Origin of the sequence: Streptomyces sp. NPDC047002 (assembly GCF_040704505.1) — a bacterium.
In the GTDB taxonomy this organism is placed as follows: Bacteria; Actinomycetota; Actinomycetes; order Streptomycetales; family Streptomycetaceae; genus Streptomyces.
The window spans coordinates 102,883-117,482 of the sequence record NZ_JBEYWC010000019.1; the positions used below are offsets into that span (position 1 = coordinate 102,883).

Genomic DNA, 14,600 nt, shown 5'->3' on the forward strand with positions numbered 1-14,600 from the left:
AGAAGAGATCAGGCTTCACTCATTCGGGGCAGCAACCGATCGGACCTCCGCGCGTTGATCGCTACGTCGGGCATTCACGTCCGGCGATTCGTTTGCCTGTTGTCACACCGAGGAGCCTCATCCCCATGTCGCGTATCGCGAAGGCTGTTGTCCTGTCCACCACGGCGGTCGCCGCTGTCGCCGGCGCGTCCGGTGCCGCGTTCGCCGACGCCGGCGCGGGTGCCGCGGCCATCGGTTCCCCCGGTGTCGCCTCCGGCAACGCCATCCAGGTGCCGGTCCACGTCCCGGTCAACGTCTGCGGCAACACCATCGACATCATCGGTCTGCTGAACCCCTCGTTCGGCAACACCTGCGTCAACGCCTGAGGCACCGCGCCCCCTGGCACGAGGAAGCCGTCCCGCCGTCCCGGCGGGGCGGCTTCCGCCGTCTCGGGACACCGCGGGGGCGGTGTCACCCACCCGTTCGGACCGGGGTGCATTGCGGGGCACACCCGCGGAACCGACCGTGAGGTGGATCCCCCTCGCCCCGAGCGCTCCGAAAGGACCCCCGTACGATGCGTCCCCACCTCCCCCTGGGCGCGGCAGCAGCCGTCGCCTGCGCGGCCCTCGCCCTCGGCACCGCGGGCCCCGCTGCCGCCGCCCCGACCACCCCTGCGGGAGGCGCACGCACCGCGCACTCCGCGCCCGCGCCCGACGCGGCGGCCCTCGCCCGACAGGTCGCCACGCTGCGCGGTCTCGGCGGCGTCCTCACCCCCGTCACCGACCTGCTGACCGCCGTGCTCAAGGCAGACCACGGCAGGCTCCCGGCCGCGGAAGCCGACCGGCTCTCCGCCGCCGCGGAGAAGGCGATCGCCGCCGCGCGGCCCGCCACCGCTCCGGGGGCCGCCCGTACCACGGCGCCCGCGTCCACGGTCGACCAGGCGCTCACCGCGCTCGACACGTCCGTGGACGCGCTCACCGCCGCCGCGCGCACGGGCACCGCCCAGTCCGGCGGGAAGACCCGCACGGCCGTCGGCGACACCGTGACCCAGCTGGTCAACGTGGTCGTCGCCGATGCGCTCGGCGGCGGGCTGCCCAAGCCGGACCTGCCGGGCCTTCCCGAGCTCCCCGGCCTGCCTGCGGCCCCCGGCGGCCAGGAGCCCGAGACCTCCACGCTGCCGGCCTCGACCCAGGTGACGACGCTGCCCGCGTTCGCCCACCCCGGCCTGACCAACCTGTCGGACCTCACCGACTGACGGCCGCGCGCCCAGGGCCGGCCCCGGCGGACCGCGCCGGGGCCGGCCCGTCGCGCGCCCAACGACCGCGCGGCGGTTTCGATACGTGCGTCGGCGCACTGCCAGGCGTACGAGTGGCACCGGCGGAATTCGCGTACGTGCGAGTTTCCCCTGGCGGCGGGGGCTCGTTAGGGATATCGCAGTCCACGCGAAAGAAGGTTCACACCATGAAGTCCACGAAGGTTGCCGCGATCGTCGCCGGTTCCCTGGTCGCCCTCGGTACGGCCGCCCCGGCCTTCGCCGACGGCCTCACCCCCACCAGCCTCAACGGCGGGATCGACGCGATCGCGGCCAACGGCCTGCGCGACGGTTCACCGATCAACACCAACGCCCTCGACCCCTCGAACAAGGGCTCGCTGATCAACGCCGTCAACAACACGGCGCAGAGCCTCAGCAAGGCGAAGCCCGCCCAGGACGCGCAGGCCCCGTCGAAGGAGTCCATCAAGCACCAGGGCCCCTCCGACCCGGTCGGCCAGCTCCTCGGCGGCCTCCCGCTCGGCGGCTGAACCGGCCCCGCACCAGGGTGCGGCACCTTGCGATTACGCCAGGCGGAGGAGTTTCCGTACGCGGCCGGGTCGGTCGGAACACCGACCCGAGCCCGTACATAAACTGACAAAACGTCGAGGAAAGGTAATCGCATGAACGGCATCAAGAAGGCAGCTCTCGTCCTCGCGGCCGCCGGCATCGCGGCAGGCGCCGCCGCCGGTACCGCAGCGGCCGACTCGGGCGCGGGCGCCGCGGCCATCGGCTCGCCCGGCGTCCTGTCCGGCAACATCGCCCAGGTCCCGGTGCACGTCCCGGTCAACGTGAGCGGCAACAGCGCCAACCTGATCGGCGCGCTGAACCCGGCGTTCGGCAACCAGGCGGCGAACGGCTGACAAGCCGCGAACGGCTGCCCCCGGGCGGATCCCCCCTCCTCGGGAACCTCCCTGCGGGCAGCCTCCCTCCTCGGGAACACGACGGAGCGGGCGTGTGGAGTTGGGGCTCCACACGTCCGCTCCGTCCTGTGTCAGCAGGCCCGTTGGTGGTCAGCCGGTCCAGAAGTCCCACCAGCGCGTGAGGATCAGCATGCCGATGCCGCAGAGCCACACCACCGGCGGCAGCCAGTGGAACTCCGCGAGCGCGGTGCGCACGGCGGCGGGCGCGGGAAGCACCCCCTGCTCGATGTTGTGCACCGTGACGTAGCAGAACGCGAGGATCGTCCCCGTCCACGCCAGGCAACACCACAGGCACAGCGCGTTGATCTCGTACAGCGACTGGATCTGCAGCCAGGTGCAGAAGCCGACGCCGAACAGGGTGCCCGCGTTCAGCCCGAGCCAGTACCAGCGGCCGTAGCGGGCGCCGGCGAGCACGCCCATGCCGACCGCGACCACCACCGGGTACGTCGCGAGGCCCAGCATCGGGTTGGGGAATCCGAAGACCGACGCCTGCGCGCTTTTCATCACACTTCCGCACGAGACCACCGGGTTGAGGCTGCACCCCGGGGTGAAGTTCGGGTCCTTGAGCAGCTCGAACTCGTCCAGGGTGATCACCCAGGCGGCCAGCAGGCCCATCAGTCCCGCCACCACCAGGAGAACGCCGAAGGGGCGGCTGCCGCCGTACCGGCGCCCGCCGCCCTCGGGCCCGGCCTCTCTCGCGTGTGCCGGGCGTCCGTCTTGCTGCTTGCCGGCGGAACCCCTGCCGGCCACTGCCGTTGCCATGGCGACGACGCTATGCCCGGTTACGGCCGACTCAGCCGCCACGGGCGTTCTTTCACCGAAACGAGCGAGCCGGTCCGCGACGGTGGCCGGACAATCCGATGAGCGGGAACACAAGTGAGCCGCTCGCACGCGGAGTTCGGGCCCCGGGGGGCGAGGAGCAAGGGGTTCGAGCGACGGTTCGAGCGACGGGTTCGAAGAAGCGTTTCCCCCGTCCCCCTGTCCGCCCCCGCGAGAGTGACCCTGTGGACATCCTGTGCGTTCTCCCGGTATGGAAACCCTCCGTGCCCCGCGCTGGGACCGCCCGGCCGCCGAGCGGAAGCCGCGCGCCGAGACGGCGCATCCGCGCACGCCCATCTACAACGCCCTCGTGAGGGAGTGGTGGGACGCGGGGCGCACCGTGCCCGCGGCCCCGCAGGCTTCCGCGGAGAGCGGCGCCGAGGACCGCCACGGGGCCGGATGAGACGGTCCCGGTGTTCCGGTGGCCCCCGCGGCCCCGGCCGGGCTGCCGCGCCGCTCCCCCGCCGCAGAGCACTCCGGGCCCGGTCCGCACGGGCGTGCGGACCGGGCCCGGGGTGTGCTCGGGCGCCCTCCCGTCAGCCGGTCAGGCTGCGGACCGGTACGAGGCAGTGGGCCGCGGTCGCGACCACCTCGGGGTTGCCGACGAACGCGCGCAACTGGTCCTCGGAGACGGGGCGTCCAGGCACCCCGTCCGTCCACGGCCTGGTCGCCACGATGAAGTACACCCGGCCCGCTCTGCGCGCGTCCTGCTCCCACTCCGGCGGCACCGGGCACTGCGCGTTGAGGTACGGCATGGTCAGCACGGCCCGCCCCGCCTCCACCAGCAGTTTGATCGCGACGGACGGCCGGTCCGCGAGGTCCACGGTCTCGGTACCGGGTTCGAGACCGATCTCGCCGAGGACGGCGCGCACCGCGTCCTCACCCGCCGCGGGACCCTGCCGCCCGTCACCGAGCGAGTAGGCGAGCAGGAACGGCGCGCTGCGCTCCCCCTCCGCGGGATCACTGGTCCAGGGGATCACCGAGAGCGTGCCCATGAGCGGGGCGTACGCCGCGGTGTTGCTTGTGGTCATATCTCGTCACATTACCGGCTATTGGGTCGTGATCGCGCCTTGTTGTCACCCGATGGGGTCACTCCGTGCGCCGTCGGGCCCGGTGTCCGGGCCCTCGGGCACCCCGCGCGGTGTGAACGAGACGGGCAGCCGTGCGGGCACCCGGGTCCACGGCGACGGGCTCGGCACCAGTTCGTCGGCGGGCACGGTGAGTTCGAGATCGGGCAGCAGGTTGAGCACCGTGCGCACGGCCGTGCGGGCGATCAGCCGGGCCGGCAGCTGCGCGGGGCAGCGGTGCGGTCCCGCGGAGAAGGCGAGATGGGCGCGGTTGCCCCAGTCCTCGCCCTCGTCCGGCCGGATCTCCGGGTCGTCGTTGGCCGCGCCGATGCCCATGATCAGGCAGTCGCCCCTGCGCAGCACCTGGCCGCCGAGCTCGATGTCGTGCAGCACGTACCGCGCGGGCATCGCGTTCAACGGCGGTTCGCGCCACAGGGCTTCGTCGAGCGCGTCGTCCACGCCGAGCCGTCCGCCGCGCAGCCGGGCGGCGAACCGCGGGTCGGTGATCATCATCCGCAGGGTCTGCGCGATCCAGGAGATGGTGGGGGCGTTGCCCGCGATCAGCATCAGGTGCATCGCCGCGTACCGCTCCTCGTCCGTCACCAGGTTGGGGTGGTGGGCGAAGGTCCAGGTGAGGTCCGTCTCGGGGGCGGCGCGCTGGCGGGCGATCATCTCGCCGATGATGCGGTGCTGGGTCTGGTACGCCTCCTCGGAGCCGGGGTTGGAGCCCACCACGCCGAGGACCGTGCGCACCAGCTCCTCGCTCTGCGCGGGGCCGAGGCCGAAGAGTCCGGCGAGCGACATCATCGGCGCGAGCGCCGCGTAGTCGTTGACGAGGTCGGCGTGGCCCTCCTCGGAGAACCGGGCGACGAGCGCGCGGCAGCGGACCTCGATCAGCCGCCTGGCCGCCCGCTCGTTGAGCCTGCCGACGCCCTCGTCGAACGGGACACGCATGCGCCGGTGTTCCGCGCCGTCCTCGTGGTAGCAGACGGGGTGGTAGCGCATCATCGGCATCAGCGGCGACTCGGGCGCGATCCTGCCCTCGCGCAGGGCGTGCCAGTTGCGCGGGTCGCGGGAGAACAGCTGCTCCTGGCGCGTGATGACGAGGAGTTCGTGGTAGCCGAGCACCAGCCAGGCGGGCAGGCCGGGTTCGAGTTCGACGGGCGCCACCGCGCCGTACCTGTCGCGCAGTGCGCGGTAGACGAGGTGCGGGTCGGGCGAGGAGACGATGTCGGTGAGCAGCATCGGCCGCTCCGCGCCGCGGTGCTGCCCGCCGCCGCCCGCGCCGTGCGGGACGGGGCAGCCGCCGGGCGGCGCCGCCTCCCGCGCACCGGCCTGTGCGCCGTGCCGCGCCGTGTCGTGGGGGCCGCTCCCGCGCGGCGTCACGACGCGGTCTCCGGCGTGCGTACGGCGCTGCTGTCCATCACGTACTCGACGAGGGTGATCAGTGCCTCCGCCGACGACGCGCGATCCCTCGCGTCGCACATCACGATGGGTGTCTCCTCCAACAGGTCCAGGGCTTCCCGGAGTTCCTCGGTGGGGTAGGGGTGGCTGTCGGGGAACTGGTTGACCGCGACGGCGAACGGCACCCGCCGCAGCTCCAGTTGCTCCAGCACGTCGAAGCTGTCCTCAAGGCGGCGGGTATCGATCACCACCAGCACTCCGAGCGCTCCTTCGAGCAGCCCCTCCCACAGGTCCCAGAACCGCTTCTGGCCCGGTGTGCCGAAGAGGTAGAGCACGATGCGCGGGCTGAGGGTGATGCGCCCGAAGTCCATGGCGACGGTGGTGGTGGTCTTGCCGCTGGTGGCCGCGAGGTCGTCCACGCCGACGCCGGCCTGCGTCATGACCTCCTCCGTGCGCAGCGGCGCGATCTCGCTGACGGAGCCGACCAGCGTCGTCTTGCCGACCCCGAAGGCCCCGACCACGGGGATCTTGACGGCCTGCTGGACAGTGTCGGGCAGGTAGCGGTCAGCGGAGCCGACGGAGACCATCCAGTACCTCCTGAAGCAGTTTCGGGTCGGGCAGTACGGCCTGCGGCACGCCGGAGCGCGCGGTGAGGTGGCCGCTGTCGACCAGGTCGGACGCAAGGACCTTCACCAGGCTCACGGGGAGTGCGAGGTGGGCCGCGGCCTCGACCAGGGACAGCAGCCGCTCGCACATCCGCACGAGGGCCCGCTCCTCGCGTGCCGCGGACACCGGCAGCGGCTTGGCGGGCACGGTCGCGACCAGCAGCGTCTCGACGCCGACCGTGTTGCGGCTCGGCCGCGAGCGGCCCCGCGTGATGACGTAGGGGCGCAGCGCCGCGGAACCGTCCTCGGTTTCCGGCCCCGGGCGCGCTCGCCCGGGGCCGGCTGAGCCGCTCACACAGACCCCTGCCGGGGCGGACTGCTGAGGTTGGGGGCCCCGATCTTCATCACCTGGGCCTGCATCTGCCGGGCCACCAGCTTCGGGTCCACCACGGGCCCTGTGACGACGGCGAGATGGGCGCCGTGCGCGCTGCGCATGAAGAGGAAGCCGCCGTTGAACTCGACCATCTGCTGGTGGACGAGGCCCCCGTCGGAGCCGAACTCCTTGCCGAGGCTGCGGCCGAGCGAGAGCAGTCCGGAGCAGTTGGCCGCGAGCCGGTCGGCCGCGTCCCTGTCCATCCCCTCAGAACTGGTCAGCAGGAGTCCGTCGGCGCTGAAGACGATGACCTGGCGTACCCCCGGAACGGCGGCGACGTCGGCGATCATCCAGCTCCGCTGCTCCGGCTCGGTCACGTAACTCATGGTCGGTTCCGTTCTTCTGGTGATTCGGGAGGGCGGGAGGGGAGGGGGCGGTGCGGCGGCACCCGGCGGGCGGGGTCATGGCGTGGGCGGAGGTGTTCCGTCGTCGCCCGCGGGGCGCGGGTGCGGGGGTTCCTGCGCGTTGCAGCCCTCGTTGCAGCCCTCGAAAAAGGCCGACATCCACTCCCCCGCCTCCTCGGGCGTGCCCGGCGGGGTGGTGCTGCTGGGGCCGTTCGGCATCGGGCGCGACTCGCCCCGTGCCGACCTGCGGCGCGGCAGCCGCCTCGGTCCTTCGGGCGCGCTGTCGGGGGCCGCGGAGCCGGCCCGCTGGCGGGGCTCGGGGACGAGCGGCTCGGGGGCCGCCGGGTGCTGCGCCGCGGAGCGCCCGGACTCGGAGGGGCGGCCCGCGGCGTCGTCGCGGTCCCGCGCGGTGCGGTCGTGGGTGATCGGGTCCTGTGCGCTGCGGTCGTACGGGTCGCGCTCCCCTGCCGTGCGGCCGGTGCCCGCCAGGTCCTCGGGGCGCGGGTCCTGCGCGCGGGCCGGTGCGGCCCGGTCCTGGGCGGGGCCGCCCGGCTCGCGCCCGGTGCGCTCCCGTCCCTGCGCTGGCGTGCCGGGTCCCTCGCGGCGGGGCAGGGCGGGCTCCTGCGCGGGGAGTTCGGGCCTGCGGGGCTTCCGCGGCGGCTGCGGGACCAGCGGGTTGTGCACGAACCGCGGGTCGGCGGGCGACACGTCCGCCTCGGTCAGGCCGTCGGGCCGCACCCGGCCGGGGGCGCGGTGGGCCGAGCGCTCCTCGTCCGCCGCCGGGCGGCGCTTGGCGGTGCCGGGCGGGTCGAGCTTCTCCAGCATCTCCAGGGGTACGAGGACGACCGCGCGGATCCCGCCGTACGGCGAGGGCCCGAGGTCGACGCCGAAGCCGTGCCGCCTGGCGAACCTGCCGATGACCGCGAAGCCGGTCTGCGGGATCTCCCCCACGTCGCCCACGCCGAGCAGCCTGCGGCCGGAGACGATCTCCCGCGCCTCGGCGAGCCGGTAGTCGTCGAGGCCGAGTCCGCCGTCGTCCACCTCGATGACCGCGCCGCGCTGCACCGGGCGCACGGCGACGGGTACCGCGGTGCGCGGCGGCGAGTACTCGGTGGCGTTGGCGAGGAGTTCGGCGATCAGGTGGATCAGCGGCTCCACGACGATCGCGGCGATGCCGACGTCCGGGTCGCCCGTGACCTCCACCCTGCGGTACGACATGATCCGGCCGGACGCGGCCCGTACGACGTCGACCAGCGCGAGCGGCTCCTGCCACTGCTGCCCCGGCCACTCGTCGCACAGGACCTTGAGGCTCTGCGCGTGTCTGGCCTGCTGGGTGGCCGCGTGGTCGACCTGCATGGTGGTCTCCAGCAGGTCCGTGTCGCCCGGGTAGCGGTCCGCGATGCCGGTGGCCTTGGCCTGGATGCGGTGTGCCGAGGTCTGGATGCGGTTCGCCAGCTCCACCAGGGAGAGCCGTTGGGACTCCTCGCGCTCGTCGATGGAGCGTGAGACCTCGGCGAGCATCCGGTCGAACCAGGCGGAGATGCCCTCGCCGCCGTCGCCCCCGGGGCCCGGCGGCCTCGCCGTCTCCGCCGCGCCGTCCGCGCCGTCGGCGTGCAGCGCGGGCGGCACCGCCGTGCGGGCGAGGGCCGCGGGCAGCCGCCGTTCGAGCGTGAACTGCGCCTCTTCTCTGATGCGTTCGGCCTGGGTGTTGACGTATCCGTGCCACTGGGCGTCGCGGCGGGCGAGCTCGGCGTCGCGCTCCTTGACCTCGCCGCGCAGCTTGATCAGGGCGTAGGTGAGGTCGTGCTGCGCGCGCCTGAACGATTCGAGCCAGCCGAGCAGTACGGCGCCCGCGACGCCGTACGCCGCCACGGCGCCGACCCCGACCGCCCGCTCCATGGCGAAGCCGCCGCCGGTCAGGGCGAGGAACGCGAGGACGAGCACGACCGGCCAGGGGCGTGTCCTGCGGGCGGTGGTGGCAGACACGGGGGTGCGGGCACGGGTCATGGAAAACCTTCGTGTGGTCCGAAGTCTCGTCTCCGACCGGCACTCCGTGGCGGACGGTGCCGGCCCGGCCGATCCTGAGGTCAATTCCCCGGCAGAGGTCGATCCCTCGACCGGGTGCGTGGTGTCGATGAGCAACGGGGCGCGCTTCGGGCATTGCTGGGGGCCGAACAATGCGGGGATCGTATATCGCGCGGAGGACGGCCATGGACGCTTTTCCCGAGCACGCCCGCCCGCCTTTCCGCCGGGCGGCCCTGACCTGCGACGACCATCGGGAAAACCCCCGGTAGAACATCTACCCTCCGTCACCTGCGGCGCGAAACCGCCCACCGAAAGGGCGAGGTGACGGGGGTGCGAGGGGTGTCCGGCAGGCCGCGCCGGCGCCTTTCCCCTGATCCGTACGGCGCCCCTCGTGCCGCCCGGGAAGACAAGCGCACGAATGACCTCGCGGTCAACGGAATCGAATATTCGAGAACTCCGTTTTGCCTTTCCCGAAAGAACTCGGACAAGCCCAGTCACACCGCGCCTCCCGGCGGCCGGGCGGACGGCGTACGTACCGCGTCGGCGCGCGAGGGATCATGGACCGGTGAACACCGAAGAGGCCCCCGCTGTCCGTGCCGACGTGCCCGGCACCTTCGCCCACGGCGTGCTCGCCGAGCGCCACCCCGCGCTCGTCCGGCAGGTGCGCGACGCCACCCCCCATCCGCCGGCCGTGCGCGGCGCGCTCGACGGGCTGCTCGCCGAGATCACGGAGGGGACCGTGGCGGCGCTGCCGCAGGACGCGCACGACGCCGCGCAGTGGGACGCCTGGGGCGCCGGGGCCGCCGTCGGCAGGCCCTGGTCCGACCTGACCTTCCTGTGGGGGGAGAGCTACTTCTACCGGCGGCTGCTCGGCGCCGTCGGGTACTTCGCGCCCGGGGTGCGGCAGGGGCTCGACCCGTTCGCGCCCTTCAAGGACGCCGAGCTGCGCGGCACCGCCGTGGACGAGGAGCTCGCCGCGCTCGACGCCCTCGCGGAACGGCCCGAGCGCGAGCGTGCGGACGCCCTGCTCGGCGCCGCGCTCTGGGGCAACCGCGCCGACCTCGGCTTCCGGATCACGGCGGGCGAGACCGCCCGAGGCGGCGCGGCGCAGCTGGTGGCCGACGAGCGCGAGCGCCTCTGGGACCTGCTGCCGCCGGGCGACGACCCGGCGGTGACCGTGCACCTGATCGCCGACAACGCGGCCCGCGAGCTCGTGCCCGACCTGCTCCTCCTCGACCACCTGCTGCACACGGGCCGGGCGGGCAGCGCGGTCCTGCACGTCAAGCCGTACCCGTACTACGTCTCTGACGCCACGGCCGCGGACGCGGACGCCGCGCTGCGGCGTCTCGCCGCGTCCGGCGGCGCGGCGGGCGGCGCGGGCCGCCGCCTGTGGGACGCGGTGGCCGACGGCCGGCTCGCCGTCGGCGCGCACCCCTTCTTCTGCGCGCCGTTCGGCTACGCGGAGATGCCTGACGACCTGCGCCGCCATCTGGCGACCGCGACCGTCACGCTGCTCAAGGGCGACCTCAACTACCGCCGCCTGGTGGGCGACAGGCTCTGGCCGCCCACGACGCCGTTCGCCGCGTGCGCCACCCCCTTCCCCGGCCAGGTCGCGGCGCTGCGCACCCTCAAGTCGGACGTGGTCACGGGCCTCGCCCCGGAGACGGTGGCCGCGCTCGACGCCACGGGCGAGCCGTGGCGGGTGACGGGGACGCACGCCCTGGTGCAGGTCGCGGGCGCGGGCGCGTAGCGTCGGCCCGTACCCGCCGCCGCCGTACGAGAGAGGCGAACACCCCATGACCGCTGACGCATCGCCCGACGCCACCCCGAGGACCGCGGCCGGGCTGCCGCGCTTCCACCTGGCCGTGCCGGTGGACGACCTGGCCGCGGCCCGCCGCTTCTACGGCGGCGTGCTCGGCCTCACCGAGGGCCGCAGCGCCGAGCGGTGGGTCGACTGGAATCTCCACGGCCACCAGTTCGTGACCCACCTGGCGCCGCGCCCGGCCGAGCGCGCCCACAACGCGGTGGACGGCCACGACGTGCCCGTGCCCCACTTCGGACTCCTGCTGACGACCGCGGAGTTCCACGACCTCGCGGAGCGACTGCGCGCCGCGGGCACGGAGTTCGTCATCGAGCCCTATCCGCGCTTCGCGGGCGAGAAGGGCGAGCAGTGGACGATGTTCCTGCTCGACCCCGCGGGCAACGCCCTGGAGTTCAAGGCGTTCGCCGACGACACCCAGGTCTTCGCCACCTGACCCGCACCCCGGGACACCGTACGGAAAAGCCCCTGCCGGATCTCTCCGACAGGGGCTTCCCTGTGTCTGTGGACCTGAGGGGATTCGAACCCCTGACCCCCTCGATGCGAACGAGGTGCGCTACCGGACTGCGCCACAGGCCCTTGCGACGAGTGAGACTCTAGCACCCCGGTCGGGGTGGTCGGAAATCCGTTGTGCGCTGGTCACCGGGGCCGGCGGCCTGGCGCGGTCACTCGTTGGCCGCGCGCGGCCTGTCGGCGTCGCCGTAGTCGTCGTACTGGTCGAAGAGGGGCGTCCTGCCGTGGTCGCGCGCGCGGCGCGGGGCCGGCGGAGGCGCGGGCGCGGGCCCCGGCTCCTGGGCCGGGTCGGCGGCGGGCGAGGAGCGGGCGGCGCTCCAGGTCTCCGGGTCCCCGACCTCGACGCCGTTGGAGGCGCGCGGCGCGACGGGCGCGGTCACATAGGTGGGCAGCGGCACCGGGACGGGCTCCCAGCTGTCGCCGCGGCCGGGGCGGCGCTCCCGCTCCTGGTCGAGCCACTCGGCGTGGTCGGTCTGCTCGACCAGCGCCCTGCGGCCCGCCTCCTGCGGCGAGACGCGTTGGGCGGGCCGCGGGGCGGGGTCGCCTTCGAGCAGGGCGTCCTCGTCGCGCTCCACGGGCGCCTGGCGGTGCGAGCGGGTCTCGCGCAGCCGCTGGGCGGCCGCCTCGGCCCTGCGCCGGTCCATGGTGAAGGTGAAGCGCCGCCGCTCGTTGGCGCGCAGGTGCGCGATGTAGATGCTGAGCAGCACGGCCGGCACGGCGGGCGCCCACAGCAGCCGCAGCCCGCCGACCGCCGCGACGACGGCGCCGACGGTGAAGGCGACAAAGAGGGTCACGGTCGTACGGCGCCGGCGCGCGAGCACCTGGGAGCGGCGTGCGCGGGTGGCGCGGTCGGCCTCGGTCGCGGACCGGCGCGCGCGGGGCGCGCGCTCCTCGGCGGACGGGCGCCTCGCGGGCTCCCCTGCGGCCGCGCGCACCTCGATCCTCGCCTCGGTCAGGGCGGGGGGCGCGGCGAAGGAGCGGACGTCGACGGAGCTCATCGGCTCCGCCCCGGCGTCCGGGACCGCGTCGCCGCGCTCGGCGACGGCGTCCTGCGCCTCGGGTGCCTCGGCCGCCTCCGGCTCCTGGTCCTCGACGCGCTCCCGCAGGCCCTTGGCGTATCTGCGCTCCATCCCCGCCCGGCCGGACAGCAGCCGGATGGCGGTGCTGAAGCGTTCTGTCGGACGCGCCTCGTTGAGCTCGTCCTGCCTGCGGAGCCACATCGGCACCAAGTAGGCGGCCCAGGCCCCGACGATGACTGCGTAAATGAGGCCGCTGCTGCTCACGCTTCACACCGTAGAGGGATCCGCAGGAGCGCATCCGCCAATTGGGCCGGTGTGTCGCACGATCTGGCTGATATCACTGAACTTTTTTGTGATTGTTCGGATCACCCTATGGCGGAATGGTGAACCACCCTGATCGATATCGAACACGTATTCCCATAAAAGGACCGGTCGGGTCGTCTTTTTATTCGAACACATTTCGAACAGAAGGGCGGGGAAAGGGCGCAGAAAGGGCGAGGCGGGAGCGGGGGAAAGCGGCGCCCGGCGGTCCCGGGCGCCGTACGCTCACTCGCCGGGCGTCCGGTGCCGCCTGGCCTGGCGCCAGCGGCGCAACAGCCCCTCGGGGACCTCCTCCGCCGTCAGCGCGAAGACCAGGTGGTCGCGCCAGGCGCCGTCGATGTGCAGGTAGCGGGGTCGCAGGCCCTCCTCGCGGAAGCCGAGCTTCTCCACGACCCGCCGGCTCGGCCCGTTCTCCGGACGGATGCAGACTTCGAGGCGGTGCAGGCCGAGCGCCTGGAAACAGTGGTCGGTGGCGAGCGCGACGGCCGTCGGCATCACGCCCCGCCCCGCGACCTCGCTGTCGATCCAGTAGCCGACATGGCCCGAGCACATCGAGCCCCAGGTGATTCCGGCCACCGTCAACTGCCCGACCAGGCGGCCGCGGTACTCGATGACGAAGGGCAGCATCCGGCCCGCGGCCGCCTCCCGCTTGAGGTGGCGCACCATCTGCCGGTACGTCGGCCGGTGGGCGAGGGGCGCGCCCGGCACGGGCGGCGGAATGGTCGCCTCCCAGGGCCTGAGCCAGTCCCTGTTGCGCCGGTTGACGTCCCGCCAGGCCCGCTGGTCGCGCACCCTTATCGGGCGGAGGGCGACGTCGCCGTCCGTCAGCAGCACCGGCCAGGCGGGGTTCATCCGTCGTGGCGGGGATGGTCGGCGCCGCGGAGCTGGTCCACGGCGTGCACCAGCACCCCTTCGAGCACGGCGAGCCCGTCCCGTACGCCGCCCCTCGACCCCGGCAGGTTGACGATCAGGGTCCGGCGCGCGACGCCGGCGAGGCCGCGCGAGAGCGCAGCCGTGGGCACCTTGGCGAGGCCCTGCGCGCGGATCGCCTCCGCGATGCCGGGGACCTCGCGGTCGAGCACCCGCCGGGTGGCCTCGGGCGTGCGGTCGGTCGGCGAGATGCCCGTACCCCCGGTGGTGACGACCACGTCGTAGCCGGCGGCGACGGCGTCGCGCAGCGCGCTCTCCACCGGGTCGCCGTCGGGCACCACGCGCGGGCCGTCGGCGGCGAAGCCGAGGCCTGTGAGGGCCGCGACGATCAGCGGGCCCCCGGTGTCCTCGTAGACGCCCGCGGAGGCCCGGTTGGACGCGGTGACGACCAGGGCGCGGCGGTCCGCCCCCGTGCCGCTCACGCGTCGCCTCCCGGCCGGGTCCAGACGCCGGACTTGCCGCCGCGCTTCTCCTCGACGCGTACGTCCGTGATCACGGCGCCCTTGTCGACGGCCTTCACCATGTCGACGACGGTGAGCGCGGCGACGGACACCGCGGTCAGCGCCTCCATCTCGACGCCGGTGCGGTCCGTGGTCTTCACCGTGGCCTCGATCTCCACCGCGTCGTCGGCGACCGCGAGGTCGACCGTGACGCCGGAGACGGCCAGCGGGTGGCAGAGGGGTACGAGGTCGGGCGTGCGCTTGGCGCCCATGATCCCGGCGATGCGCGCGACGGAGAGCGCGTCGCCCTTGGGCACGCCGCCGCCCCGCAGCAGCGCGACGACCTCGGGCGCGACCAGCACCCGGCCGCTGGCCCTCGCCACCCTGGCGGTGACGTCCTTCGCTGAGACGTCGACCATGCGGGCTGCGCCCGTCTCGTCGACGTGGGTGAGGCCGGCGACGGCCTGCCCGTCCCGGGGCAGCGGACCCCCGGCTCCCGGCTGTCCGGGGCTGCCCCCCGGCGGAATCGCGGTCATACGGTGTGACGCTCCCGGTCCTGGCCCGTTCTGACGGCCGTACGGGGGCAGGCCCGCGCGGGCCTGCCCCCTCGGCGCGTACCGGCGCTGCTCGGCCGGTTCAAGCAGCCAACC

The 14,600-nt window shown here is 73.8% G+C and carries 18 protein-coding genes and 1 tRNA gene; 7 read left to right on the top strand and 12 right to left on the bottom strand.

All coding sequences use genetic code 11. The features are described from left to right. The first annotated feature begins 125 nt into the window (after positions 1-125). The 4 genes from AB0910_RS19055 to AB0910_RS19070 all read left to right on the top strand — a co-directional run bounded on the left by AB0910_RS19055 (position 126) and on the right by AB0910_RS19070 (position 2,151). Positions 126-365, top strand: a complete 240-nt coding sequence (locus AB0910_RS19055; RefSeq protein ID WP_345643635.1) for a chaplin — start codon at positions 126-128, stop codon at positions 363-365. A gap of 188 nt (positions 366-553) precedes the next feature. After that, a complete protein-coding gene (locus tag AB0910_RS19060) occupies positions 554-1,234 on the top strand; it encodes a hypothetical protein (protein WP_366745772.1) in 681 nt (226 codons plus the stop codon). A gap of 206 nt (positions 1,235-1,440) precedes the next feature. Next, positions 1,441-1,779, top strand: a complete 339-nt coding sequence (locus tag AB0910_RS19065; RefSeq protein WP_366745774.1) for a hypothetical protein — start codon at positions 1,441-1,443, stop codon at positions 1,777-1,779. A 132-nt stretch (positions 1,780-1,911) separates the two neighbouring features. Beyond that, entirely contained in the window at positions 1,912-2,151 is a 240-nt protein-coding gene (locus tag AB0910_RS19070) for a chaplin (RefSeq protein WP_366745775.1), read from the top strand. 150 nt (positions 2,152-2,301) lie between these two features. On the opposite strand, the gene AB0910_RS19075 is transcribed toward AB0910_RS19070, so the two are convergent. After that, complete coding sequence (locus AB0910_RS19075) at positions 2,302-2,973, bottom strand: vitamin K epoxide reductase family protein (protein ID WP_366745777.1); 672 nt, start codon at positions 2,971-2,973, stop codon at positions 2,302-2,304. 268 nt (positions 2,974-3,241) lie between these two features. On the opposite strand from AB0910_RS19075, the gene AB0910_RS19080 reads away from it, so the two are divergent. Then, complete coding sequence (locus tag AB0910_RS19080) at positions 3,242-3,433, top strand: hypothetical protein (protein WP_366745778.1); 192 nt, start codon at positions 3,242-3,244, stop codon at positions 3,431-3,433. Positions 3,434-3,566: 133 nt separating this feature from the next. On the opposite strand, the gene AB0910_RS19085 is transcribed toward AB0910_RS19080, so the two are convergent. The 6 genes from AB0910_RS19085 to AB0910_RS19110 all read right to left on the bottom strand — a co-directional run bounded on the left by AB0910_RS19085 (position 3,567) and on the right by AB0910_RS19110 (position 8,869). Next, complete coding sequence (locus tag AB0910_RS19085) at positions 3,567-4,061, bottom strand: DUF5949 family protein (RefSeq protein WP_366745779.1); 495 nt, start codon at positions 4,059-4,061, stop codon at positions 3,567-3,569. A 45-nt stretch (positions 4,062-4,106) separates the two neighbouring features. Then, the gene (locus tag AB0910_RS19090; RefSeq protein WP_366745780.1) at positions 4,107-5,483 is read right to left on the bottom strand and encodes a cytochrome P450; all 1,377 of its coding nucleotides are present in this window, start codon (positions 5,481-5,483) and stop codon (positions 4,107-4,109) included. Next, positions 5,480-6,088, bottom strand: coding sequence for an ATP/GTP-binding protein (locus AB0910_RS19095; RefSeq protein WP_366745781.1), 609 nt, complete (start codon positions 6,086-6,088; stop codon positions 5,480-5,482). The genes AB0910_RS19090 and AB0910_RS19095 overlap by 4 nt, the downstream gene beginning before the upstream one ends. Next, positions 6,066-6,395: a DUF742 domain-containing protein gene (locus AB0910_RS19100; RefSeq protein ID WP_366745804.1), complete on the bottom strand. Its 330-nt coding sequence runs from the start codon at positions 6,393-6,395 to the stop codon at positions 6,066-6,068. The genes AB0910_RS19095 and AB0910_RS19100 overlap by 23 nt, the downstream gene beginning before the upstream one ends. Positions 6,396-6,457: 62 nt before the next feature. Then, positions 6,458-6,865 carry a roadblock/LC7 domain-containing protein gene (locus AB0910_RS19105; protein ID WP_345643609.1) on the bottom strand — a complete coding sequence of 136 codons (408 nt, stop codon included), beginning with the start codon at positions 6,863-6,865 and terminating at the stop codon, positions 6,458-6,460. Between the two features lie 75 nt (positions 6,866-6,940). Further along, positions 6,941-8,869 carry a sensor histidine kinase gene (locus tag AB0910_RS19110; RefSeq protein ID WP_366745782.1) on the bottom strand — a complete coding sequence of 643 codons (1,929 nt, stop codon included), beginning with the start codon at positions 8,867-8,869 and terminating at the stop codon, positions 6,941-6,943. 604 nt (positions 8,870-9,473) lie between these two features. Between AB0910_RS19110 and AB0910_RS19115 the strand changes: the two genes are divergently transcribed. Continuing rightward, entirely contained in the window at positions 9,474-10,658 is a 1,185-nt protein-coding gene (locus AB0910_RS19115) for a damage-control phosphatase ARMT1 family protein (RefSeq protein WP_366745783.1), read from the top strand. A gap of 46 nt (positions 10,659-10,704) precedes the next feature. After that, on the top strand, positions 10,705-11,163 hold the full coding sequence (locus AB0910_RS19120) for a VOC family protein (protein ID WP_366745784.1): 459 nt from the start codon (positions 10,705-10,707) through the stop codon (positions 11,161-11,163). 69 nt (positions 11,164-11,232) lie between these two features. On the opposite strand, the gene AB0910_RS19125 is transcribed toward AB0910_RS19120, so the two are convergent. From AB0910_RS19125 to moaC, 5 genes are all read right to left on the bottom strand, one after another. Continuing rightward, positions 11,233-11,306: transfer RNA gene (locus AB0910_RS19125), tRNA-Ala, on the bottom strand. Between the two features lie 86 nt (positions 11,307-11,392). After that, positions 11,393-12,523: a gephyrin-like molybdotransferase receptor GlpR gene (gene glpR, locus AB0910_RS19130; RefSeq protein ID WP_366745785.1), complete on the bottom strand. Its 1,131-nt coding sequence runs from the start codon at positions 12,521-12,523 to the stop codon at positions 11,393-11,395. Positions 12,524-12,805: 282 nt separating this feature from the next. After that, complete coding sequence (locus AB0910_RS19135) at positions 12,806-13,432, bottom strand: GNAT family protein (RefSeq protein WP_366745786.1); 627 nt, start codon at positions 13,430-13,432, stop codon at positions 12,806-12,808. Beyond that, on the bottom strand, positions 13,429-13,932 hold the full coding sequence (locus tag AB0910_RS19140; RefSeq protein WP_366745787.1) for a MogA/MoaB family molybdenum cofactor biosynthesis protein: 504 nt from the start codon (positions 13,930-13,932) through the stop codon (positions 13,429-13,431). The genes AB0910_RS19135 and AB0910_RS19140 overlap by 4 nt, the downstream gene beginning before the upstream one ends. After that, a complete protein-coding gene (gene moaC / locus AB0910_RS19145; protein WP_366745788.1) occupies positions 13,929-14,486 on the bottom strand; it encodes a cyclic pyranopterin monophosphate synthase MoaC in 558 nt (185 codons plus the stop codon). The genes AB0910_RS19140 and moaC overlap by 4 nt, the downstream gene beginning before the upstream one ends. Positions 14,487-14,600 lie beyond the last annotated feature (114 nt).

Bases quoted from the DNA above. Each gene is read 5' to 3' on its own strand.
- AB0910_RS19055 (WP_345643635.1), top strand. From the start codon at position 126: ATGTCGCGTATCGCGAAGGCTGTTGTCCTGTCCACCACGGCGGTCGCC.
- AB0910_RS19060 (WP_366745772.1), top strand. From the start codon at position 554: ATGCGTCCCCACCTCCCCCTGGGCGCGGCAGCAGCCGTCGCCTGCGCG.
- AB0910_RS19065 (WP_366745774.1), top strand. From the start codon at position 1,441: ATGAAGTCCACGAAGGTTGCCGCGATCGTCGCCGGTTCCCTGGTCGCC.
- AB0910_RS19070 (WP_366745775.1), top strand. From the start codon at position 1,912: ATGAACGGCATCAAGAAGGCAGCTCTCGTCCTCGCGGCCGCCGGCATC.
- AB0910_RS19075 (WP_366745777.1), bottom strand. From the start codon at position 2,973: ATGGCAACGGCAGTGGCCGGCAGGGGTTCCGCCGGCAAGCAGCAAGAC.
- AB0910_RS19080 (WP_366745778.1), top strand. From the start codon at position 3,242: ATGGAAACCCTCCGTGCCCCGCGCTGGGACCGCCCGGCCGCCGAGCGG.
- AB0910_RS19085 (WP_366745779.1), bottom strand. From the start codon at position 4,061: ATGACCACAAGCAACACCGCGGCGTACGCCCCGCTCATGGGCACGCTC.
- AB0910_RS19095 (WP_366745781.1), bottom strand. From the start codon at position 6,088: ATGGTCTCCGTCGGCTCCGCTGACCGCTACCTGCCCGACACTGTCCAG.
- AB0910_RS19105 (WP_345643609.1), bottom strand. From the start codon at position 6,865: ATGAGTTACGTGACCGAGCCGGAGCAGCGGAGCTGGATGATCGCCGAC.
- AB0910_RS19120 (WP_366745784.1), top strand. From the start codon at position 10,705: ATGACCGCTGACGCATCGCCCGACGCCACCCCGAGGACCGCGGCCGGG.
- AB0910_RS19135 (WP_366745786.1), bottom strand. From the start codon at position 13,432: ATGAACCCCGCCTGGCCGGTGCTGCTGACGGACGGCGACGTCGCCCTC.
- moaC (WP_366745788.1), bottom strand. From the start codon at position 14,486: ATGACCGCGATTCCGCCGGGGGGCAGCCCCGGACAGCCGGGAGCCGGG.